The organism is Caballeronia sp. LjRoot34 (assembly GCF_964253815.1).
Taxonomy (GTDB): domain Bacteria; phylum Pseudomonadota; class Gammaproteobacteria; order Burkholderiales; family Burkholderiaceae; genus Caballeronia.
In genome coordinates this window covers 1,862,236-1,883,145 of the sequence record NZ_CAXUSB020000002.1, presented here as the reverse complement: position 1 = coordinate 1,883,145, position 20,910 = coordinate 1,862,236, and the positions used below count along the sequence as shown (strand labels likewise).

Genomic DNA, 20,910 nt, shown 5'->3' with positions numbered 1-20,910 from the left:
CACCGGGGATCAGCTGAGACAGATGATCCCCGGTGCGGAACAAAACTTACTTCCACGCATACCTCAGTCCCACCCAGGCTCCCCGCGGCGCGCCGATGCCAAGGAACTGCTCATTGGCCGGATTGGCGCCGTTGAAGGTATGGTTCGGACCATCGAAGTCATTCTCGCCAAGGATCGCGAAACTCGCATAACGTTTGTTGAGCAGGTTCGTGATGCTGGCGAACACCTGTAACTGCTTCGTGATGTTGTAGGTGGTGTCGAGGTCGATCAGGAAATAGCCCGCTACCGACCCGTTCACATCCTGGTTGTCTTCGTCGCCGCGAGCAAAAATGCTGCCGCGATACGTGAGGTTGGTCCCTACATTCCATTTCGGCGTCGCCGCATAGTCGAGCCGCAACTTGATCGTGTTCTGCGGAATGCCGGGAATGCGGTCGCCTGGCTTGACAGTGATATTGCCGTTGGCGTCGGCGCTCGAATTGCTGGAACTGCTTTCGGTCCACGTCGATTGATACGTCGCGTCGACGTAGCTGTAGCTCGCGGCCACGGCCAGTGGCCCGAACTGCGTGCGTCCGGCCAGCTCGAGTCCCTGCCGGCGCGTCTTGCCCACGTTCTGGAAAAAGCCGAGCGTACTGGCCGCGCCGTTGCTGCTGACGAACTGGATGTCGTTGTCGAGCGTGGTCCGGTAGAGTGCCGCGCTCCATGAGGTTGCATGTCCGAGCTGACCACGCGCGCCGATCTCGTAGGTCTTTGAAATCACCGGTTGCAACGACGGGTCCGCAATGAAATCGTTCGGCAGGGAACAGGGTGAGGCCGGATCGGCACAGGCGAGTTCGATCGCGGTCGGCGAGCGCATGCCTTCGTTGTACGTGGCGTAGGCGGTGAACGTGGGGGTCGGGTTCCAGTTGATGCCGACCGCCGGATTGAAGCGGGAGAACGTATGGCTGCCGTCGAGCAGCGGCTGTACACCGCTTTCATCGCCGATGACGGACTTGGACCAGTTATAACGTCCGGCCAGTGTCATGGACCACTGCTCCGTGATCGACAACGTATCCTCGAAATACACGCCATAGTTCGCGTTGCGCGTCTTTGCATCGGTTTGAGACTCATAGGGACCAATACCTATGGTCGCCCTTGAGTCGGTGAACTCGGCGTCTTGTGAAGCCTGCGTGAAATGGGAGTTGGCGAAGTCGCCCGCCATGCCTGCGACGAACTGGTTCTCCATCCCGGCCAGCTTGTTGAGCAGCGTCATTTGCAGGCTCGCACCGTAGCTGTCCGTAACGATCACGGACTGTTCGTTGGTCGCCTGGACGGTGTTGACGTTGCCGTCGTCATCGACCTCGCCGAAGTCGTCGTTAGTGTTACTGCTGGTGTTCACGTTCCGGTAGTGCCGGTAATACACGTTGCCGCTGATCTGCAGGTTGGGGCTGAAATAATGCTCACCCGACAGCGTCAGGTAGCCAACCTGATTCTGGTTCTGGTCCGGGAATGTGTAGGCCTGCTTGTAGTTATCGAGGAAGGAGCGGGGGATGGTCTGCGAGCCCTGCAGATCGTTGTCGGCGCCCCCCATGGACAGTGAAATCGTGGTGTCCGCGTCGGTGTAGCGCAGCTTGCCGAACGCCTGGCGCAGGCGGCTGGAGTTGTGGTCGGCCCAGCCGTCGTCGTTGGTCGTGTTCGCGGTGAAGTAATAGTCGAGATTCTGGCCGATCACGCCGCCTTGCTCTATCTGCGCCGTCTTGCGGCCCCACGACCCTGCCGAAATTTCGGCCTCGCCGCCCGGATTGCTGCGGCCGTTTTTCGTCGTGACAGCAATGGCGCCGCCGAGCGTGTTAAGGCCGAAGGTGGGGTTGGAACCGGGGATCACCTGGATCGTGTTGATCGCGGCTTGCGGGATCAGGTCCCAGTTCACCACGTCGCCAAACGGCTCGTTGATGCGCACGCCGTCGAGGAACACGGACAAACCCTGCGGCGTACCGAGCAGCGGTGACGCGGTGAAGCCGCGATAGTTGATGTCGGTCTGGGACGGATTGCCCTGGGCTTCGTTGATGTCGACGCTGCCCACATTCTTCTCGAAGTAGTCGGTGAGCACCGCCCCATGCTGCGCGTCGATCGCGCTGCCCTTGATGGTCTGGACATTGGCCGGCACCTTCTCAAGCGGCGTGCCAATGCCCAGCAGCGGCGTGGTGCCTACCACGACTATCGGCGCCAGCTGGATCAGGTTCGGCTCGGACGCAGCTACCGGCGGCGAGGCTGCATCTTGTGCCCAGGCCGTGGCGCTGAGGCCTGCAAGCGCGCTGCCCAAGCACACGCGCAGCGCGAATGGAGGCTTGCGAGGACGGTGATGCGGGGCCTGGCTCATGATTGTCTCCTGCAGGGTGTTGTTATCGGTATGACTTCGGTATAACGTTCGACGCAGAAAATATCCGCGCCGTTGCCATACTGAAAGCGTCCCACAAGATGCGCGTCGTGCAACCGGGAGGTCTTCCCGATTACAGGGGGAAGCATTCCCAACCCGCTCGGTTCGCACGCGACGCGAGCGCGCGCGCTGAGTAGAATGAGAGCGCCATGCCACCCGATTCCCCGACCTCCTCCGCGCCAGCGCCCGCATCTCGTCCGAGCACGCACTCGAGTGTGTGGCACGATCTCGCGTGCGTGCTGGCGGTCACGGTGCTCGCTGCCGTGCTGTGCATGCGCTTTGACGTCGGCGAGTTGACGTATTCCCTCACGCGCCGGTTCGAACGCTTCCAGATGGACGAATATCCGCCCACGCTGGTCGTGCTGGCCTTGGGCCTGGCGTGGTTTGCCTGGCGCCGCTATCGGGAATCACAACAGGAATTGCTGCATCGCCGTGTGCTTGAAGAGCGAGCTGAAAGGCTCCTCGCCGACAACCGGCGTCTCGCCAGCGAAAGCATCGGGGCACAGGAAAACGAGCGCCGCCATCTCGCGCGCGAATTGCACGACGAACTCGGTCAGTACCTGAACGCCATTGCGCTGGATGCGGGACGTATCCGTGATCTGTCAGCGCAAGGCGAGCCTGAAGTCCATCGCTTGTCGCTGGCGGTCATGCAGAGCGCGAGCACGGTGTATCGGCAGATAGGGGGAATGATCCGGCGCTTGCGGCCCATCGGACTCGATGAATTCGGCTTGCCGAGCGCACTGGAACATTGCGTTGAAAGCTGGCGTGAGCGCCTGCCACAGGCGTCGTTTGCCCTGACGGTCGACGGTGACTTCTCGGATCTGGCGGACGTGCTGAATATCACGCTCTACAGGCTGGTGCAGGAAGGGCTGACCAACGTATCGAAGTTCGCGCGCACATCGCGAGTGGAGATCTATCTGGTTCGGACTGCGGATGATCCGCATGGCGAACGTAAGCAACGAGACGAGATCGTGGTCACCATGACCGACGACGGTCCGGGCATCGACCTGACAAAACCGCGTGCGGGCCTTGGATTGATCGGCATGCGCGAGCGCGTCGAGGCGATTGGCGGCGAGTTCCATGTTGCCAGCCAGCCGGGCAGCGGTTTTTTGTTCTGCGCGCGCGTGCCGGTTCAGGCCGGATTGCCCGAACTGAACGAACCTAGCGAACCCGCCGAGTTGGCGAAATCGGTGAAATGAAGGCCCAGGCGGTTTGCCATCTGCGCAAGCTGCACGCCATTGTCCGCGCCGAACTTCTGCCGGATCACCGACTGATGGTTGGCAACGGTCTTCTGGCTCAAGCCCAGTCTTTCCGCGATGCTAGGCAGCGTATAGCCCTGCACCAGCAGCCGCAGCACCTCGAATTCCCTCGCCGATAAATGGCGTCCCGGGGGGCCCTCCTGGAACGCGGCCCTGAGCGCCAATGCATGCGACACGTCCGCGCTCAGGTAGCGTGCTCGCCCGGCGACCGCGCGGACCGCTTCGACCAGGACATCGGGCGCGCTTGCCTTGGTCACATAGCCTCGCGCGCCGGCATCGAGCGCGCGGCGCACGAAGATGGTTTCCTCGTGCACGCTGAAGATCAGCACATGGGCGTCGGGTTCGCGGGCGAGCATGCGCCGCATCGCTTCAATGCCACTCGCGCCCGGCAGCGCCAGATCCATCACGACAACGTCCGGACGCAATGCACAGAAACGCTGGTACGCCTGCGCGGCGTCGGCGGCTTCACCGGCCACGCTCACGTCGGGACTCAGTTCGAGCAGGCGCCGGTAACCTTCGCGCACCACGGCGTGGTCATCGACCAGGAGGACACTGATGTTGGCGATGGTCATTTGTGGACTCCCGCGAGATCGGTGACGTTGCGATGGTCTGGGTTGTGATCGTCGGACGCCGCCGCCAGCCGGCGCGAATTGCTGTCGTTGCGAAACAGGATCGGCTGCTCGTCCGGCTCCCGTTGAACGGATTGAGCGGATTGAGCGGCCGCCTGGCGCACCACGTTGATCACGGCTTCGTGGTGGGGCGATTTATCGCAGACCGGATCGGCGTTGGCCGGGTCGCCGGTCAGCAGGTAGGCCTGGCAGCGGCAACCGCCTGCATCGATGGTTTTTTCCTCGCAACTGCGGCACGGTTCCTTCATCCAGGCGAAGCCGCGAAAGCGATTGAACGCGTCGCTGTCGTACCAGATCTCGCGGATCGATGCCTGTTTCACGTTCGGGAAGGTGAGACCGGGCAGCGAACGAGCCGTGTGGCAGGGCAGTGCGGCGCCGTCCGGAGCGATGCCGAGGAACACCGAGCCCCAGCCGTTCATGCATTTCTTCGGCCGGGTTTCGAAGTAGTCCGGCACGACGAAGAAGATCTTGCAGCGATCGCCGATTTCATTTCTGTAGCGCTCAACCACGGCTTCCGCTTCCTTCAACTGTTCAGCGGTCGGCATCAGTTGGGCACGGTTCGCATGCGCCCAGCCGTAGTACTGCGTGTTCGCGAGTTCCAGGTATTCGGCGCCCATGGCGAGCGCCATGTCGATGATCTTGTCGACGTGAGGCAGGTTGTATCGATGCAGCACGCAATTGAGCACCATCGGAAAGCCATGCGCCTTGATCGATTTCGCCACGCGATTCTTCAGGTCGAAGGTGCGCGTGCTGCTCAGGAAGTCGTTGAGTTCCTGGGTCGAGTCCTGGAACGACAACTGGATGTGATCGAGTCCGGCGTCTTTCAATGCGTCGAGACGCTTGTCCGTCAGACCGATGCCCGACGTGATCAGGTTCGTGTAAAAACCGAGCTGGCGTCCTTCACGTACGAGCACTTCCAGGTCGTCGCGCAGAAGTGGTTCGCCTCCCGAGAAGCCCAGTTGCGCGGCGCCGAGCGCACGTGCTTCGCGCAACACGCCGAGCCATTGATCGGTCGACAGTTCGCTGGCGTGGTCGGTGTAGTTCACGGGGTTGTAGCAGAACGCGCAATGCAGCGGGCATCGGTATGTCAGCTCGGCCAGCAACCACAGCGGCGGCGCGATCTTGCTCATGTCGCTCATATCGGTCATGTTGCAGCCTCCGCGCTTTCCAGCCAGCCGCGGCGCTCGGCTTCGGCGACAAACAAACGGACTTCTTCGTCAATGCCTTGCGCATTGAAGGCCTGCTGCAGGTCCTTGATCAACATGTCGATATCGCGCGTGCCGTCGCAGCGCTTGAGTATCTCGCCCGCGCTTTGATTGAGCTTCACCATGCCTTCGGGATACAGCAGCACGTGCGCTTCCTGCGCCGGTTCCCATTGCAGCCGGAAAATTCCCTTGAGCTTGAGCAGTGGCGATGTCATTGGGGGAAGGCCTTTTCGATGGCATCGAGCATTGACCACAAGATGTCGAGCTTGAACTGCAGTATTTCGAGCGCGCGTTCCTGTTGTTCACGGGTCTTGAAGTAATCGAGTGTGACCTGCAAACCGTGTTCAACATCGCGCTGGGCGAGCGAGATACGCGAGCGGAAATACGTCAGTCCATCGAGTTCGATCCACGGATAACAGGACGGCCACGTGGCAAGCCGGTCCTTGTGGATCTGCGGGGCAAAGATCTCGGTCAGGGACGAACACACCGCCTCCTGCCACGGCGCGCGGCGCGCGAAGTTGACGTAGGCATCGACGGCGAATTTCACGCCCGGCGTCACGTGTTCGAGCGACCAGAGTTCGTCGCGTGAGAGACCCACCGCGTCGCCCAGCCGAGCCCATGTCTCGATGCCGCCTTCGTCGTTGCCGTAGCCGTCGTGATCGAGGATGCGCAGCACCCAGCGCCGGCGCGTCTCGCGATCGGGGCAGTTCGACATCACGGCCGCGTCCTTCAGTGGAATGTTGATCTGGTAATAAAAGCGGTTCGCGACCCAGCCGCGAATCTGGTCGCGTGAACAGCCGCCCTCGTTCATCTTCACATTGAACGGATGATGAATGTGATACGCGGTGCCCTTCGCGCGAAGCTGGGCTTCGAACTCTTCGCGAGTCCAGGCTGTCGTGTGGTCCGTGTTGTTGTCCATAGCGTGGTTGCTGGTCATCGGAGCGGGGCCGTTCACTTGCGTCCTCCTGTAAGCGTTGCTTAAAGTTCGAATGCCATCCCATCGAATGCAACTTCAATGCCGTGTTCCGCGAGTCGTCGCCGTTCGGGACCGTCTTCAATCAGGATCGGATTCGTGTTGTTGATGTGGATGAGGACCTTGCGCACGCCGGCGCGTTCGATCGAATCAAGCACGTCGATCATGCCGCCCGTGCCGGTTTGCGCGAGATGGCCCATGTCGGCGGCGGTCTTTCTGGAAAGCCCGAGTTCGATCATTTCGTCCGGCGTCCAGAGCGTGCCGTCGACCAGCAGCAAGTCGGCAGCATTCATCGCTTCGAGGACGTGCGGTTCCAGCGCACCAAGGCCCGGCGCATAGAACGCACGCTTGCCTGAGTGTTCATCAATGAAAGTCAGCCCGATATTGTCACCGCGTTGCGGCGCTTCGCGATGCGGCGAATAGGGCGGCGCCTTGCTCGAAAGCGGCAGCGCTTCAATGCGGATGCCCGGCAGCGCGGGAACCGCAAACGACGCTCCATCGAGTGGAATGGCATGGCGTTCGACGCCGCAGTAATGCGCGAGTATCGATACAACCGGCAAGCCCGTGCTCAGGTCGTGCAGGACGGCATCGGTGACGTAGAGCGGCAACGGGGTATCGCGTTCACGCAGCATCAGCAGGCCGGTCACGTGATCGATCTGCGCGTCGATGGTGATGACTGCTGCAATGCCGCTGTCACGCACGCGTCGCGCCGGCTGCAGTTCGGGATGGGCCGCGATTTGCGCCAGCAGGTCCGGCGATGCATTGACCAGCAGCCAGTCCTGGCCGTTCGCGCTCACGGCAATGGACGACTGCGTGCGCCGCTGTGCCTTTAGCGTTCCGTTGCGCACGCCATCGCAGTTACGGCAGTTGCAGTTCCATTGCGGAAAACCACCGCCCGCCGATGAACCGAGTACCTTGATTTTCATGCGGCGTGACGCTGGCGGCGTCCCTCTTTAAAAAGTCGGTTGAGCCTTGTCATGGCAACATCCTTTGCATCAGACGGTCGCGGTCTATTAACTGATGTTTGAGCGCACCGGCCACATGCAGCAGGATCAATCCGATCAGGATCCAGGCCGAGACCGTGTGCACCGTGAAGAAAATCTTTCTCAGGGCCGGGTCGTCCCAGCCCCACATTGGCAGCGGGATGCCCCAGAAGCGCGTGCCGAACTTGTTGAATGACGAGCCGACGTAACCCGTCAGCGGCATGACGATCATTGCCACGTATAAAAGACCCTGCGTCGTGCTCGCGGCGGCGCGTTGCCACGCTTGCATCGGAGGAAGCGGAGGCCGGCCTGCAACCAGGCGAACCACGATGCGAATCAGCACAAGCAGGAAAACGGTCATCCCAAGCGACTTGTGGAAGTTGATCAGGCTCGACTTGAAAGCGAGGCCTTTCGGCAGCCCGACCATATAGAGGCCAATGCCGAGCATGACGATGATCGCCAGCCCGATCACCCAATGCAGGGCGATTTGCGCGGGTGAATAACGCGGCACGCCGGCGCTTGCCTCGAGCGGAGCGGCGGATGAATGCGCGATGTTCATGGTCGCCTCCTTCAGGTTGCGGTGTGGGCCGCTTGTCGGCTGCAGCTCATTCGTTGCTCAACGTCGTTCCTCAACGGGTTGCTCTACCCTACGCCGATTTGGCTTTATCCGACGAGTAGCACTTCCCCGCGTCCGTCCACTGCGAGATCACCGGTATACCGGCGCGGCAGCGAGCTGGCTTTCAGCGTCGAAAAGGGTGCCATCTCGGCGGCAAGCGACCGCACGAGAAGCGACCAGAAGACATTGAATCCCTGGCCGCCTCCTGTGAATGTCGGCGGCAAACTGGCTGGCGCTTGAACCAGTAGTAGCGTGCCGCGCCGCATGCCGTAGCCGAAGTGCGGCCCGAGCTTCCCCGCGATGCCGATCGTGCCCGCCACGAGCCGCGATGCCGCGCACTCGCCCGCGTCTCCGCCGACCAGCACGAGGCCGCGGCGCATGCGGTCGCCGAGCCGCGCGCCGGTATTGCCGTGGATAGTCAGCGTGCCGCCGGTCATGCCTTCCATGTCTCCGGGCAGCGAGCCGGCCGCAAAGTCGCCGCTGTTTGCGCCTACTGTCAGGCGGCCGCCGCTCATCTGGCAGCCGGTGAAGTCGCCGGTGTCGCCATCAATGCGCAATTCGCCGCCTGCCATGCGAAAGCCCGTGTGGTTGCCGCTGGAACCGTGGACATCGATACGACCCTCAGCGAGATGCGCGCCCAGACGGTCGAGCCATGGCACATCGCCTTCGATCACGAGCGCCGCGCCATCTTCCGTAGCGTCCCCTTCCGTACGCGAAATATCGAACAGGTCGCCGGCCGCGCAACGCTCGTTACCCGCCGGCAGCACGATGCGCCCGAGCTCCGCCACCGGAAGCGCGGCGAGCGCGGCAGGCAGCAGCCCGGCAGCATCCACACGAAATCCGGGCGCACTCCTGAGCCGCAACAACGTTGTGCTCATGCGCGTCTCCCTTCAACGCCGGCCGCAAGCTCGCGAAGATGGAAGTGATAGGGGCCGAGTTTGCCGCCGTAGTTTCCCGCCGATATCCGCAGCACGCCACACGCTCGCCCAAGCCCGGCCGCGGCCGCGATCCCTGCCGTCATGGCCGCGCCGACGTCGCTGTCGGTCAGGCCGTCGATCACGATTTCGAGCACGCAGCCGACTTCGCTATCCAGTTCGCTTTTCGGCGACAAGCCGACGAGCGTCGGACAAAAGGCGTCGTTCGTCGATGCCGGTGCCGCAGCATATTTCGAGCCGACTTTGGAGCCTGAGCGCACGACTCCGCCGGGGAAGGGCATGATCACGTTGGGCAAGCGGCGCATCGCGTGAACCGCGCTTTCGGCCACCCGCAACGCCGCGTCAGCGTCGGTTGCGAGCAGCAACAAATTGCCGCCACCGACTGCCTTTACCGTGACGGTGCTTTCTTCGGCGACGAACTCGCCATCCATCACGGGCACGCGCCAGTAGCGCGTCTCGCCGAGCATCTTGCTGATCTGCCAGCCGTCGCCGAAGAAACGCAGGCTGCTGCCGAGCGGGGCGTTATCGGAGAGAGGCGCGCGGCTTGTAGCCGGATCGATACCGCTAAAGACCGCCGTAGTCGGGCATGTCAGCACACATTGCCCGACACGCCGCTCGACCTGCTTCGCCAGTTCTTTCGTCGATACCGCGAACAGCAGCACCGCGACGCCCGGCCGGCCGTCCGGCGTTTCATGCGGCCCGAGTTCGCGTTCGATCCCCGCTTCGCAACCGCAGCCGATGACCGATGTGGCGAAGCCCGTCAGCGACTGCGCCGCATGGCTCGCCCAGACCGGCGTGTGCGCGGTGATGACGAGCCGCGTCGCTTTCATCGGGAAGGCTTCCGCGAAGGTGTCGTCGATGAGGGTGTCGTTGATCTGCATGGTGTTCACGTCTCACGCGCCGGCGCTCAGGCACGCAACCGGCAAGAGCCTGCCACCACGGCAGCAGGTGCAGATTTCGTCGTCGCTGATGGCCGCGTGGACCGGGTTGCCGACCAGGTTTGCCGCGCTATACGCTCGCAAGGTCTTTTCGATACCGCGATCAAAATCGGGCGACACGTAGTGGATGCCACCCGTGGGCGTGGCGACCAGCACGCCGTCGCGCGCGACCAGTTGTCCGTCCTTGAACACATACGCCGGCGATGTAAACATCTGTTCCTTGTCCACGTGATCCCGATACACCGCGATGTCCGCCGCCGCGCCTACGCCCAGGTGGCCGCGATCCTTCAGGCCGAGCAAGCGCGCGGGACCCGCGCGCGTGATGATCGCAATGTCGTACAGCGAGAACTCGCGTGTGAGTTCCGGCAGCGCGCTCGCGACCTGCGCTTCGGGGTTCAGCTTCGCCAGTTGCTCGTCGCGAAAGCCCTTGTCCATCAGTAAGCGGATCAGGTGCGGATAACTCGTGAACGGTCCGCCGTTCGGGTGATCGGTGGTCATCGACACGCGCCAGGGGTCGCCGACAGCCAGGAAAATCTCGAGCCCGATGATCCATTGCAGTGCGTTCACGTAGCTCTGCTCGCGGTATTTGAATGGCACGATTCCGCAGCCCGCGTCGCATTCGATGTCACCGACTATCCACTTCTTCGGCGTCGCGAGCGGCGCATTCTTGAACTGCATCATGGTGTCGCCCGACGCTGTGACGGTCTGCCCGAAAATGATCTGGCCGACATCGATCGACACGTTCGGTCGCGCATTAACGGCGTCGGCAATGGTGCGCGCACCCGATGAAAACTTGCGCGGTCCTTCCACGCCATAGCTATGAAACTGGATATGCGTCAGATGAATGGGCAGGCCGTCGGCGGCGTCCATGGTGGCGATCGTCGAATCGATGTTGCCCGGCACGCCAAGGTTGCTCGCATGCACGTGCAGCGGATGCGGCACCCCCAGTTCGGTCAGTGCGCGCGACAACGTGCGCAGCACGTCGCGCGGCGTGATGCCGTAATGCACATGCGGCTCGTCCACGTTCAGCGAGCGCTGGTTGAACTTGAACGCGGAAATGCCGCCGGGATTGACCACCTTCACCCCGAGCGCCTTGCTTGCGTGCATCGTCCAGCCGACGTAATCGCGCAGGCGCTCGAAGCTGTCGCGTTCGGCCAGAAGCTGCAGGAACAGCTCGTCGTTGCCCAGCATCACGTACGCGCCGTGATCGATGATCGGCGTGTCGCCCATTTCCAGATGCGTGTGGCGCGCGTTGGACGGCATCATCGCGGGCTCGAAGGCGGCCGTGTATCCCATCTCCGCGTATCGATACCCGGTAGCGAGCGTGCCGGGCGCGCAAGTACCGCATGACGGCAGCCGCAAGTAGCGGCCGTTGATGGCTTGTTCGGGCGGTTCGCCGCCTGCGCCGCTGCCGCGATGATCCTCCGGCAGCAGCAGGCGCGAGAGATTGGTCTTGCCCCCGCCAATGTGCGAGTGCAGGTCGATACCGCCCGCCATCACGATCATGCCGGTGGCGTCGAATTCCTGATCGACGGGAGCGCCGGGTTCGGCCGCGATCAGCCGGCCGTCGCGCATGGTCAGGTCGCGGCGTTCGCCGTTGATGCCGTTGGCCGGATCGTAGAGCGTGCCGCCTTTTAGCCGCGTCAGGCTCATGGCGGGCTCCTTGAGTCGAGCAAGCCGGACAATCGTGCCGCGATGGCCGCGACCGTTGGCAGTGCCGTCGCGCGTGCGGCGCTCAGCGGCGCGACCACCGAACCGTCAACGCGAAACAGGTGGCCGCCGCTATCTACGCCGGGTGTCGCCACAGCGATGAATACGGTCGGCGCGGTGCGTGTGGCGAGCATCGATCGCATCGCGGGATGGCCGAGCACGATGGCCGGGACGTTATCGGCGAGACCGGGTGGCAGCGGCTCAGGCTGGAAGCTCGCGACCCATAACAGCGCATCGACTTCATGAGCTGACAGAAGCCGTTGCGTCCGGTAGCGCTGCGGATCGTGATCGAGCTGGGGCTGATCAGCAAGGCGCGTGGGCATCGACACGCGGGTACGCAGTGGCAACCCCGATAGCCACGTGACGGCCTGGTTGACGCTCAGCGCGCCATCGTCACCGCCAAGCGCGAGTGCACCGGCGCGCGTGGTCCGGTTCGCCGCCTTGACGATCCGGTTCACCGCTTCGATCAGCAACGCCGGATGCGGACCGGGCAATGCGGCCGGTTCATACACAACCACCGCATAACGTGCGGCGCTTACACGCCCGGCCAGATCCGCAAGCGCGTGAGCGATGGCGTTGCCGGTGCCGTCGTGGATCGATGCCTCGGTGCGGCCTTGTGTCAGCGCGGACCAGATCGCCAGGATGTCGTACGGATCGGCGTCCTTGAGGATTGAATGCGTGCTGGTGTTTTCAACGATATCCGCCGCAGGATCCACTTCGCAGCCCACGAATATCAGGTCGCGCGCGTGATCCGTGCCACCCAGCATGCGCTCGTAAAAACGCGGATAACGCAGCGATGGCTGGCAATCAAAAATGATCAGGAGGTCCGCGCGCGTACGCACTTCGGAGAGCGTAGTGAAAAACCCGCCACGGTCCTGCAAGGCGGCCGTCGATGCGGCCATGGCATCGCCGTGCAGATGATCGAGGATCGCGCCGCAGCCGGCCGCCAGCGGGTAGAGCGCGCGGGCACCCGCGACATCGGTCGCCAGTCCGCCAAAGAGCGGGCGGGATGCGCGTTTCAGGATATCGGCGGCGCGCTGCAGGGCCGATTCCAGGTCGGCATCCTGATCATCGATAGCGGGCTGGCTTGCACCGGGCACACTGGACCACGTCAACGCGCGGGCGAGCCGCGGGCAATCGACATCGGGTGCATCGAGCGTGCCGTCGCCGTGCACGATGGTCGTGATGTCGTCGCAGAGCAGGGGACAGAACGGGCAGGTCCAGTCGCGCACGCCGGGCTCAGGCGAGGGCGCAGCAGCGGACAGCGGCGATGAGGCCGCGGTGCGTACGCTTGGCTGAGCGACACTCGACGAAGGGGCGGACGAAAGATGCATGAAGCCATTAGTGCAAAGTCCATGCCGGTTTTTGAAGCGCAATGTCCGACGGCTGCACCGCAAGCGGGTCTCTGCGCAGATGCAGCGGGCATGGGGGACAGAGCGGGACTGCGCCCGCTCATTGCGCCGCAGCCAAGTCCCTATGACCCCCGCTGCGCAGCACAGTATGTGCGCCGCTGGAACACACTGTCACCCGCTGCGCATGGCTATTACGGTTCCTTGCCAAACGATTACAGGCCAAGGCCCGACGTGCCGGTTGGCATGGATATTGTGTATTCGGCTCAGGGTTTGGCGGACGGAAGATCGAGCCGCCGGTCATGGAGGGCGGAGGCGACGAGCCACGCAGCGGCGCCGCTGCCGGCGGCGGCGGATAAGTCGGCGGCATGGCGGATACCGCCGGCGCCGATCAGCTCACGATCACCGGCTTGCGCCCGAATGGCCGTGAAGGTGTCGAGGTCGGGGCCTTCATAGGAGCCCACGTGGTCGAGCGTCATGACGATCACGCGCGATGGCCACCATGATGTGTCGGGTCCCGGCTGTCCTGCCGACGGCTCCGATATAAGCCGGCCGGCGCGGTGATCGAGTGAGAGCACGGGCGCAAGACCGGCGGCTTCGGCCTCGTGCAGGGCATGGGTAGTGTGCAGGGTCTCGGTGCCGAAGACGGGCACGAGCGTGGCGCGGTGAGGTGGCCGAATGCCATGGATACGACGGATAGAGTCAATGCGATCGAAGAACGTTTGCATCGAAGGGAAATCGGTGAAGCCCGCGTCGAGCCAGATTTCGACGTTGTGGCCGCACACTTGGTGAGGCGTCTGGTCGTGCCGGTCGAGCGCGTCAAGCAGCGCTGCAAGGTGGCCGGCGTGATCGCCTTGCTGCAGGATCGCGCCGAGGTCTGCGACGTAGAGCCTGCGGGCGCCGGTCGCGGCCAACAGCGCATGGGCGACGGCGAGCGGCTCGCTGGTCGCGCACAGTGAGGACTCGATCGGCCTGTAGCGGGCGCGCTCGCCACGCACCGCGCGTACCGCGAAGCCATCAAGCAGATCGAGTACTGGTATCACCTGCATCACCTGCATGGAAGGGACCCTTGACCAAGTTATTCGTGTACGAGTATCTCACCGGCGGCGGCATCGATCCGGCACTTGCCGGCGAGGCCAGTCTGCTCGATCTTAGCGCCCTCGTCGTGGAAGGCCGCGCGATGCGCGATGCCCTGGTGAAAGACCTCCTCGAACTCGACAGCGTGGAGGTGACGTTCGCCAGTTCGCGTTTCGAAACTGTCGATCCGGCGCGCAGCCATTGCAAGGCGCTGCCCGGCGAATCGATCACGGCTTTTGTGGCGCGTGTCGCCCGGCAGCATGATCGGGCGTGGATCATAGCGCCCGAATGCGACGGCTTGCTGCTGCGTCTGCATGACTCCGTTGGCTCGGCGCGCTGGCTGGGATGCTCGAAGGAAGCCATCAGAATTGCGTCGAGCAAGAGCGCGACAGCGGCATGCATGGAAGCGCACGGGATTGCGGTGACGCCCGCGCTCGAACCCGGCGAGATTGCTGATACCGGCAACCCGCGCGCGCGCTGGGTCGTGAAGCCCGACGACGGCGCGGGCGGTCTGGACACGTTCGTCTACGACGATTTCACCGATGCCTGCACCGAGTACGAGTCGCGCGCGGCGGCCGGCCGCAATCCCGTCCTTCAGGAATGGGTCGATGGCGAGCCGTTGAGCCTGTCGCTCGTCTGCGGCGAGCACGATGTGGAACTGGCCAGCATCAATCGACAGTTGATTGGCCTGCCCGGCGTGACCGCGCCGGGAAAGAAGGCGCACGTGGTCGAGTTCAGCGGCGTGGAGGTCGATCAGATCGACCGGCACGGCGCGCAGGGGCGCGCACTCGACGCACTGGCGCGGCAGGTCGTGGCGGCGTTGCCTGGCTTGCGCGGATTTGTCGGGATCGATCTGGTGTGGCATTCGCAGAGAGGGCCGGTGGTGATCGAAGTCAATCCGCGGTTGACGGCGGCGTATGCGGGGTTGTCGGCGCGGCTCGGGCGCAACCTGGCCGGCGATCTGCTCAAGGCGCATGGCGTGCCGTACGAATGTGGCGCCAGTACGCACGCGTGTGCATCGGGAGCACGTTCATGAAAACCGCCGGGGTGGTCTTCGGCTGGGATGTGGGCGGCGCCCACGTCAAGGTGTCGGTGGTGGCGGCGTCCGGCCAGTTGCTCGATATCGCGCAATGGGCTTGTCCGTTGTGGCAAGGGCTCGGGCACCTGGAGCAGGTGCTTGATTCCGTATTCGAACGCTGGCCGGGTGCTCGCGAGGCGGGTGCCTGCCATGCAGTCACCATGACAGGCGAGATGGTCGATCTCTTCGCCGATCGCGCCGAGGGCGTCAGCGTTCTCGTGGATACGCTTGCGCGGCGGCTTGGACCGGACACGCGATTTTTCGCGGGCGCGGCTGGCTGGCTGGCGCCCGGCGCGTGCGCCGATGGCTGGCGCGACGTGGCATCGGCGAACTGGCGCGCCACCGCGCAATGGGTCGCGAGCCGTGTCAGCGATGCGCTGCTCGTCGATATAGGCAGTACCACTACGGATATCGTGCCGATTGTCGCCGGGCGCGTCGCGGCGCGCGGCAGTAACGACGCGAGCCGGCTTGCCAACGGCGAGCTGGTGTACCAGGGCGTAGTGCGCACGCCGTTGTGCGGGGTATCGCATCGGATTGTTTTTCGTGATGCGCGGGTCAACGTGATGAATGAATGGTTCGCGACGACCGCGGATATCTATCGGTTGACGGGGGAATTATGGCCGGCACACGATCAGTATCCGAGCGCCGATAACAGACCGAAGACCGAGGCTGCGAGCCGTGCCCGGATTGCACGGATGATTGGCCTTGACGCTCGCGACGCTGGCGACAACGAATGGCGGGAATTCGCGCAAACCTGGCGTGACGAGCAGATGCAGATCCTGGCGGAGAACCTGGCCCGCGTGACTGATGCGCATCCGGCGCTCGAACGCGCGCCGCTGGTGGGCGCGGGGTGCGGGCGGTTTCTGACCAATGCGATGGCGCGGCGGCAAGGACGGGATTTTATCGATTTCACGGGCCTGGTCGATGCGCCCGGCGCGAGTCGGGATGTGCTGGAATGGATAGCGACCTGCGCGCCGGGCGTGACGGTAGCGTTGCTGTCATTACAGGTGTTGCACGAGCCTGCGGCTGCGGCTTGATGTGGGCGTGGTGTAAAGCGTACGACGGTGACGGTGTGTGTGGGCGAGTCAAACCAGAGCGAGGGGCATGTCATGTGGGTGGTGAAAATCGGGGGTAGCCTGAGTCACGACCCGTCGTTGCGCGAATGGCTTACCCAGCTTTGGGAAGTAGGCGGCGGGCGGGTCGTGATCGTGCCGGGCGGCGGGGATTTCGCGGACACGGTTCGCCAGTACCAGAGTGAGTGGCATTTTGGCGACCTGGCCGCTCACAACATGTGCCTGCTTGCGATGGCGCAGTACGCCATATTGATGCAGGGGGTTTTGCCGGAACTCGTGTTGGCGTCGAACGAGATCCGCATCCGGCGCGCATTGCGCGATGGGCGCGTGGCCGTGTGGGTGCCGACCGACCTGATGCGCGATACACCTGATGAAATGACCAACTGGGACACGACATCGGATAGCCTCGCCGCGTGGCTGTCGACTACGCTGAACGCTGAGCGGCTGATGGTGGTGAAGTCGTGCGCGGTCGACGCCACTCCGCTCGAGGCTTTATCGTCGAGAGGGGTAGTAGATGCGCGCTTTGTCAAGCATGTGGCGGATGCCAACTATGTCGTGGAGATGTTCAATAAGGGCGACGCCGGTTTGATGAGGGAGAGGTTGTTGCATATTCCGGTGGCTTGATCTGGCGAAAATCAACCTCAAAACAGAACCCCGAATGCCGACGAAACCCAATTCGCGATATCTTCCAGGCGAAGCTTAATGCGGGTCCGCGACCGCACTCCGATGCAGTGCATCGGCCCATTGGGCGACTCTTGCGGGGTCCAGCCGCCCCGCACGCCCTCCCTCGCACAGTGCGGTGCGAAACCCCGCTATATCCGGCGCCAGTTCGCGAATCTCCGGCAGTTGCGCCCAACCGAGCGACCCCGCCAACCCGGTCATTGAACCGTTCTCGCCGGCCGCTCGCAAGCAAGCTGCGAGCGTGTTTTTATCGATGCAATCGAAGAGCGTGCGGCCGTTCTTGATGGCGGTATCGAAGACAATTCCCGCAAAGCCCAACGCTGCTGCAAAGCGAGCCAGCTCCACGTCCATGCCCGCATCGCACAACAGCACCGGCACGACTGCCGCCGGCAAGTTCGCCAGCTCAATCAGGCAATCCCGCGCCGCTGCCCCGGGTGTCACGCCGACCTTCACATAATCCACCCCCGTATTGCTCACCTCGATCACGCGCGTGGCGATCTCATCGATCGCCTCGGTCGCGATATCGCCGATAGTTGCGCTGATCGGCTTGACCGGGAAGGTCGATCGCAGCCGGGCCACGATCCGTGTGATCTCGTCCAGCGACACACCGCCCAACGCCCCGGCGCCCGGTTCCTTCAGATCAATCAGTTCGGCGCCCGCAAGCGCTGCATCCAGCGCTTCTTCGGACGAGCGGACGCTCGCGAGCAATGCAGTCATGAAAACCTCCGGAATAATTCAGCGCGCCGCGCCCGAGCGATGCCGTGCAATGGCCGCCATGATCCAGTCCCACGCAATACGCTCGTGCTCACCGGCGGTTTTATCGATGGCGATTTGCAAGTACGCCACTTCATGGTCGACCTTTTCTGCAGGCAACATGAACAGACGGCTCACGAGAATCGCGCCCTCCACGACGGCAGCCTGCGCCCGATTGAACCCCGTGAACGGCGCATGCGTCTCGCCATGCACACTTCTCATCCGCAGCACCGGACGCTGCGGGTCGTCCCGGAATGTCTCGAGTTCAAGCTCCGTGTGAGCGAGCGAATCCTCCAGCAGCACGCTGTTCACGCGCGCGGCGGCCCGTGTCGGCCAGTCCCGCGAGTAACCTGTCACGCAGCCTGCAAACACGCGCACGTCGGTCGTGAAGTTGATCACGGCCGCGCGCGTGGCAACGATATTGTCCAGCGTGGTGGAGGGGCGAAACGGCGCAAGAATCACCAGACCGTCCTCGAAGCGAACGCCCATGGGTGCAATGTGGGGCCGGCCATCGCGCGCCGCGGTCGTGACGATCGTTTCGTGGATCATGGCGGGGAACGCTGGTCATGGCGACGCACTGGGAGCCGGCGGATTGGCACATTTCAACTCAAGCGTAATCGTTACCTGTGTCACTTGCGACGTGAGCCCGGTTCAGCCGGCAGCACGCCAGGACGATCACGCCAAGCCGCACGTCAGTTGCCCATGCAAGGACCATGGGCCGACGGCGGCGCCCGGCGCTTAACGCGTTGCGATATACATCGTGATTTCGAAACCAAAACGCATATCGGTGTAGCTCGGTGTCGTCCACTGCATAGTCGTCTCCATCAAGTTATCCAACGGAACGCCAGTACCACCCGTCGTCGCCTTTCCAGCAGCTTTCGCAACGGCAAGCAGCACCAGCAGGCACCCTCACGCAAGCAGCGTGCCAAAACACGCGCGTCGTGTTCGGAGCACATACGGAACACGCGGGCTGGATGGCGCAATGACGAATGCGTCTGACTGTCGCGGAACCGCAGCAAAGTGTCCCATGTCGTTCCGACACACGGATGTAGGGAGTACCCCACGTTAACGGATCGCTTAACCCTGACGAAGAAAATCGTGAATTCCCCTCGGGCCGGCTCACGCTTACATTGCAATCACGGCGCAGGCCAGTTCGTTCATCTGTTCAGCTATCTGGTCACGAGCGCTTTGAAGCTTCCGCAGCGCGGTTTTCTCTTTCGAGGCAAACGAAATGAACGACTTCACCAAGGCCGCCGTCGAGCCGGCATCCAATGCGCCGGCCCCGCGTTCCCGCTACTCGGCGGGCGTCATGAAGTATCGCGAGATGGGTTACTGGCAGCCCGACTACGTACCGAAGGACACCGATGTGATCGCTCTCTTCCGGATCACGCCGCAACCCGGCGTCGAGCCCGAGGAAGCGGCGGCGGCGGTGGCGGGGGAATCGTCGACGGCAACCTGGACCGTGGTCTGGACCGACCGGCTTACCGCCTGCGATATGTATCGCGCCAAGGCGTACCGCGTGGACGCCGTACCGGCTTCGAGCAGCGCGGAGCCGCAGTATTTCGCGTATATCGCGTATGACCTCGACCTGTTCGAGGAAGGCTCGGTCGCGAACCTGACGGCATCGATCATCGGCAACGTGTTTGGCTTCAAGCCGTTGAAAGCGCTGCGGCTCGAGGACATGCGCATGCCTGTTGCTTATCTCAAGACTTTTCAGGGGCCGCCGACGGGCATCGTGGTCGAACGCGAGCGGCTCGACAAGTACGGCCGTCCGTTGCTCGGCGCCACGGTGAAACCGAAGCTGGGGCTCTCCGGCAAGAACTACGGACGCGTGGTGTATGAAGGTCTGAGAGGCGGGCTCGATTTTTTGAAGGACGATGAGAACATCAACTCACAGCCGTTCATGCACTGGCGCGACCGGTTCCTGTTTTCCATGGAAGCCGTGAACCGCGCGCAAGCCGCTACCGGCGAGGTCAAGGGACACTACCTCAACGTCACGGCCGGGACCATGGAGGACATGTATGAACGCGCGGAATTCGCGAAGGAGCTGGGCTCGTGCATTGTGATGATCGACCTGGTGATCGGCTGGACCGCTATCCAGTCCATGGCGCGCTGGGCTCGCAGGAACGACATGATCCTGCACCTGCATCGAGCTGGACATGGCACTTATACGCGACAGCGCAGTCACGGCATTTCGTTTCGCGTGATCGCGAAATGGCTGCGCATGGCAGGCGTGGATCATGCACATGCCGGTACGGCGGTCGGCAAGCTTGAAGGTGATCCGCTTTCGGTACAGGGCTATTACAACGTGTTGCGTGAGTCGCACAATCCGGTGGACTTGTCGCGCGGCATATTTTTCGATCAGCCTTGGGCTGGATTGCGCAAAATCATGCCGGTGGCTTCCGGCGGCATTCACGCCGGGCAGATGCACCAGTTGCTGGACCTGTTCGGCGATGACTGCATCCTGCAGTTCGGTGGTGGCACGATCGGTCACCCCGCCGGCATCCAGGCAGGCGCTGTCGCCAACCGCGTCGCGCTCGAAGTCATGGTGAAGGCGCGCAACGAAGGCCGCGACATCGCGCACGAGGGGCCGGAAATACTTGAGAGCGCGGCGCGCTGGTGTACGCCGCTCAAGCAGGCGCTCGATACATGGCGCGATGTGACGTTCAACTATGCGTCGACCGACACGCCGGATTTTGCCGCCACGCCAACGCCGGCCTGAGGCCCTGAGCTTTTAGGAAACTGACTGAAAAGAGGTTAGTCATGCAAATCACACAAGGCACGTTTTCATTCCTTCCTGACCTCACCGACGAGGAGATCGGCTTGCAGATCGACTACGCCCTGCAGCAGGGCTGGGCCTGCTCGGTCGAGTTCACTGACGACCCGCATCCGCGCAATACCTACTGGGAAATGTGGGGCTTGCCGATGTTCGACCTGAAAGACCCCGCCGGCGCGATGCAGGAAGTCAACGCTTGCCGAACGACATATCCGCAGCATTACATCAAGGTCAACGCGTTCGATTCAGTGCGGGGATTCGAGACCATGCGGCTGTCGTTCATCGTCAATCGGCCACAGGATGAACCGGGCTTCCGCCTGGAGCGCCAGGACGTCCACGGCCGCGTTCAGCACTACGCGATGAAGGCTTATTCGAATGACCGGCCGCCCTCGAGCCGCCAAGTACCTGCGCCACTGGAGAGATGACGATGACGTTAGCCGCAGCCGATCTGCCGGTTCACGA

Annotated in this window: 21 protein-coding genes; 6 read left to right on the top strand and 15 right to left on the bottom strand. The window is 63.1% G+C overall.

Going from position 1 to position 20,910, the window contains the following annotated elements:
• Positions 1-46: 46 nt before the first annotated feature.
• Positions 47-2,356 carry a TonB-dependent receptor gene (locus ACSQ36_RS28030; protein WP_436184483.1) on the bottom strand — a complete coding sequence of 770 codons (2,310 nt, stop codon included), beginning with the start codon at positions 2,354-2,356 and terminating at the stop codon, positions 47-49.
• A gap of 206 nt (positions 2,357-2,562) precedes the next feature.
• Between ACSQ36_RS28030 and ACSQ36_RS28025 the strand changes: the two genes are divergently transcribed.
• Entirely contained in the window at positions 2,563-3,612 is a 1,050-nt protein-coding gene (locus tag ACSQ36_RS28025) for a histidine kinase (RefSeq protein ID WP_436184482.1), read from the top strand.
• Here the strand turns inward: ACSQ36_RS28025 and ACSQ36_RS28020 are convergent.
• The 11 genes from ACSQ36_RS28020 to ACSQ36_RS27970 all read right to left on the bottom strand — a co-directional run bounded on the left by ACSQ36_RS28020 (position 3,546) and on the right by ACSQ36_RS27970 (position 14,059).
• The gene (locus tag ACSQ36_RS28020; RefSeq protein ID WP_213765738.1) at positions 3,546-4,244 is read right to left on the bottom strand and encodes a response regulator; all 699 of its coding nucleotides are present in this window, start codon (positions 4,242-4,244) and stop codon (positions 3,546-3,548) included. The two genes, ACSQ36_RS28025 and ACSQ36_RS28020, sit on opposite strands and share 67 nt — an antisense overlap.
• Positions 4,241-5,449 (bottom strand): pyrroloquinoline quinone biosynthesis protein PqqE, encoded by a 1,209-nt coding sequence (gene pqqE / locus ACSQ36_RS28015; protein ID WP_436184481.1) that lies wholly within the window; start codon positions 5,447-5,449, stop codon positions 4,241-4,243. The genes ACSQ36_RS28020 and pqqE overlap by 4 nt, the downstream gene beginning before the upstream one ends.
• Positions 5,446-5,721, bottom strand: coding sequence for a pyrroloquinoline quinone biosynthesis peptide chaperone PqqD (gene pqqD, locus ACSQ36_RS28010; RefSeq protein ID WP_436184480.1), 276 nt, complete (start codon positions 5,719-5,721; stop codon positions 5,446-5,448). The genes pqqE and pqqD overlap by 4 nt, the downstream gene beginning before the upstream one ends.
• A complete protein-coding gene (pqqC, locus tag ACSQ36_RS28005; protein ID WP_436184964.1) occupies positions 5,718-6,443 on the bottom strand; it encodes a pyrroloquinoline-quinone synthase PqqC in 726 nt (241 codons plus the stop codon). Before pqqC ends, pqqD begins: the two co-directional genes overlap by 4 nt.
• Before the next feature lie 41 nt (positions 6,444-6,484).
• Positions 6,485-7,405, bottom strand: a complete 921-nt coding sequence (gene pqqB / locus ACSQ36_RS28000) for a pyrroloquinoline quinone biosynthesis protein PqqB (protein ID WP_436184479.1) — start codon at positions 7,403-7,405, stop codon at positions 6,485-6,487.
• Positions 7,406-7,454: 49 nt separating this feature from the next.
• The gene (locus ACSQ36_RS27995; protein WP_436184478.1) at positions 7,455-8,021 is read right to left on the bottom strand and encodes a cytochrome b; all 567 of its coding nucleotides are present in this window, start codon (positions 8,019-8,021) and stop codon (positions 7,455-7,457) included.
• Positions 8,022-8,125: 104 nt separating this feature from the next.
• Entirely contained in the window at positions 8,126-8,956 is an 831-nt protein-coding gene (locus ACSQ36_RS27990; RefSeq protein WP_436184477.1) for a formylmethanofuran dehydrogenase subunit C, read from the bottom strand.
• Positions 8,953-9,894 carry a formylmethanofuran--tetrahydromethanopterin N-formyltransferase gene (gene fhcD / locus ACSQ36_RS27985; protein ID WP_436184476.1) on the bottom strand — a complete coding sequence of 314 codons (942 nt, stop codon included), beginning with the start codon at positions 9,892-9,894 and terminating at the stop codon, positions 8,953-8,955. Before fhcD ends, ACSQ36_RS27990 begins: the two co-directional genes overlap by 4 nt.
• Positions 9,895-9,906: 12 nt before the next feature.
• Positions 9,907-11,604, bottom strand: a complete 1,698-nt coding sequence (locus ACSQ36_RS27980) for a formylmethanofuran dehydrogenase subunit A (RefSeq protein WP_436184475.1) — start codon at positions 11,602-11,604, stop codon at positions 9,907-9,909.
• A complete protein-coding gene (locus ACSQ36_RS27975) occupies positions 11,601-12,995 on the bottom strand; it encodes a formylmethanofuran dehydrogenase (protein ID WP_436184474.1) in 1,395 nt (464 codons plus the stop codon). The genes ACSQ36_RS27980 and ACSQ36_RS27975 overlap by 4 nt, the downstream gene beginning before the upstream one ends.
• Positions 12,996-13,276: 281 nt before the next feature.
• Positions 13,277-14,059, bottom strand: a complete 783-nt coding sequence (locus tag ACSQ36_RS27970; RefSeq protein WP_436184473.1) for a HisA/HisF-related TIM barrel protein — start codon at positions 14,057-14,059, stop codon at positions 13,277-13,279.
• Between the two features lie 20 nt (positions 14,060-14,079).
• On the opposite strand from ACSQ36_RS27970, the gene ACSQ36_RS27965 reads away from it, so the two are divergent.
• From ACSQ36_RS27965 to ACSQ36_RS27955, 3 genes are all read left to right on the top strand, one after another.
• The gene (locus tag ACSQ36_RS27965) at positions 14,080-15,123 is read left to right on the top strand and encodes an ATP-grasp domain-containing protein (RefSeq protein ID WP_436184472.1); all 1,044 of its coding nucleotides are present in this window, start codon (positions 14,080-14,082) and stop codon (positions 15,121-15,123) included.
• Positions 15,120-16,202 (top strand): hydantoinase/oxoprolinase family protein, encoded by a 1,083-nt coding sequence (locus ACSQ36_RS27960; protein WP_436184471.1) that lies wholly within the window; start codon positions 15,120-15,122, stop codon positions 16,200-16,202. The genes ACSQ36_RS27965 and ACSQ36_RS27960 overlap by 4 nt, the downstream gene beginning before the upstream one ends.
• A gap of 72 nt (positions 16,203-16,274) precedes the next feature.
• Positions 16,275-16,862 carry an amino acid kinase family protein gene (locus tag ACSQ36_RS27955; RefSeq protein WP_213765773.1) on the top strand — a complete coding sequence of 196 codons (588 nt, stop codon included), beginning with the start codon at positions 16,275-16,277 and terminating at the stop codon, positions 16,860-16,862.
• 75 nt (positions 16,863-16,937) lie between these two features.
• Here ACSQ36_RS27955 and ACSQ36_RS27950 read toward each other — a convergent pair whose 3' ends face one another.
• From ACSQ36_RS27950 to pqqA, 3 genes are all read right to left on the bottom strand, one after another.
• Complete coding sequence (locus ACSQ36_RS27950) at positions 16,938-17,636, bottom strand: (5-formylfuran-3-yl)methyl phosphate synthase (protein WP_436184470.1); 699 nt, start codon at positions 17,634-17,636, stop codon at positions 16,938-16,940.
• 18 nt (positions 17,637-17,654) lie between these two features.
• The gene (locus ACSQ36_RS27945; protein ID WP_436184469.1) at positions 17,655-18,221 is read right to left on the bottom strand and encodes a DUF447 domain-containing protein; all 567 of its coding nucleotides are present in this window, start codon (positions 18,219-18,221) and stop codon (positions 17,655-17,657) included.
• A 189-nt stretch (positions 18,222-18,410) separates the two neighbouring features.
• Positions 18,411-18,485 carry a pyrroloquinoline quinone precursor peptide PqqA gene (gene pqqA, locus ACSQ36_RS27940; protein ID WP_013342881.1) on the bottom strand — a complete coding sequence of 25 codons (75 nt, stop codon included), beginning with the start codon at positions 18,483-18,485 and terminating at the stop codon, positions 18,411-18,413.
• A 418-nt stretch (positions 18,486-18,903) separates the two neighbouring features.
• Here pqqA and ACSQ36_RS27935 point away from each other — a divergent pair, with 418 nt between their 5' ends.
• Positions 18,904-20,394: a form I ribulose bisphosphate carboxylase large subunit gene (locus ACSQ36_RS27935; RefSeq protein ID WP_213765751.1), complete on the top strand. Its 1,491-nt coding sequence runs from the start codon at positions 18,904-18,906 to the stop codon at positions 20,392-20,394.
• 41 nt (positions 20,395-20,435) lie between these two features.
• Positions 20,436-20,873, top strand: coding sequence for a ribulose bisphosphate carboxylase small subunit (locus tag ACSQ36_RS27930; RefSeq protein ID WP_213765752.1), 438 nt, complete (start codon positions 20,436-20,438; stop codon positions 20,871-20,873).
• Positions 20,874-20,910 lie beyond the last annotated feature (37 nt).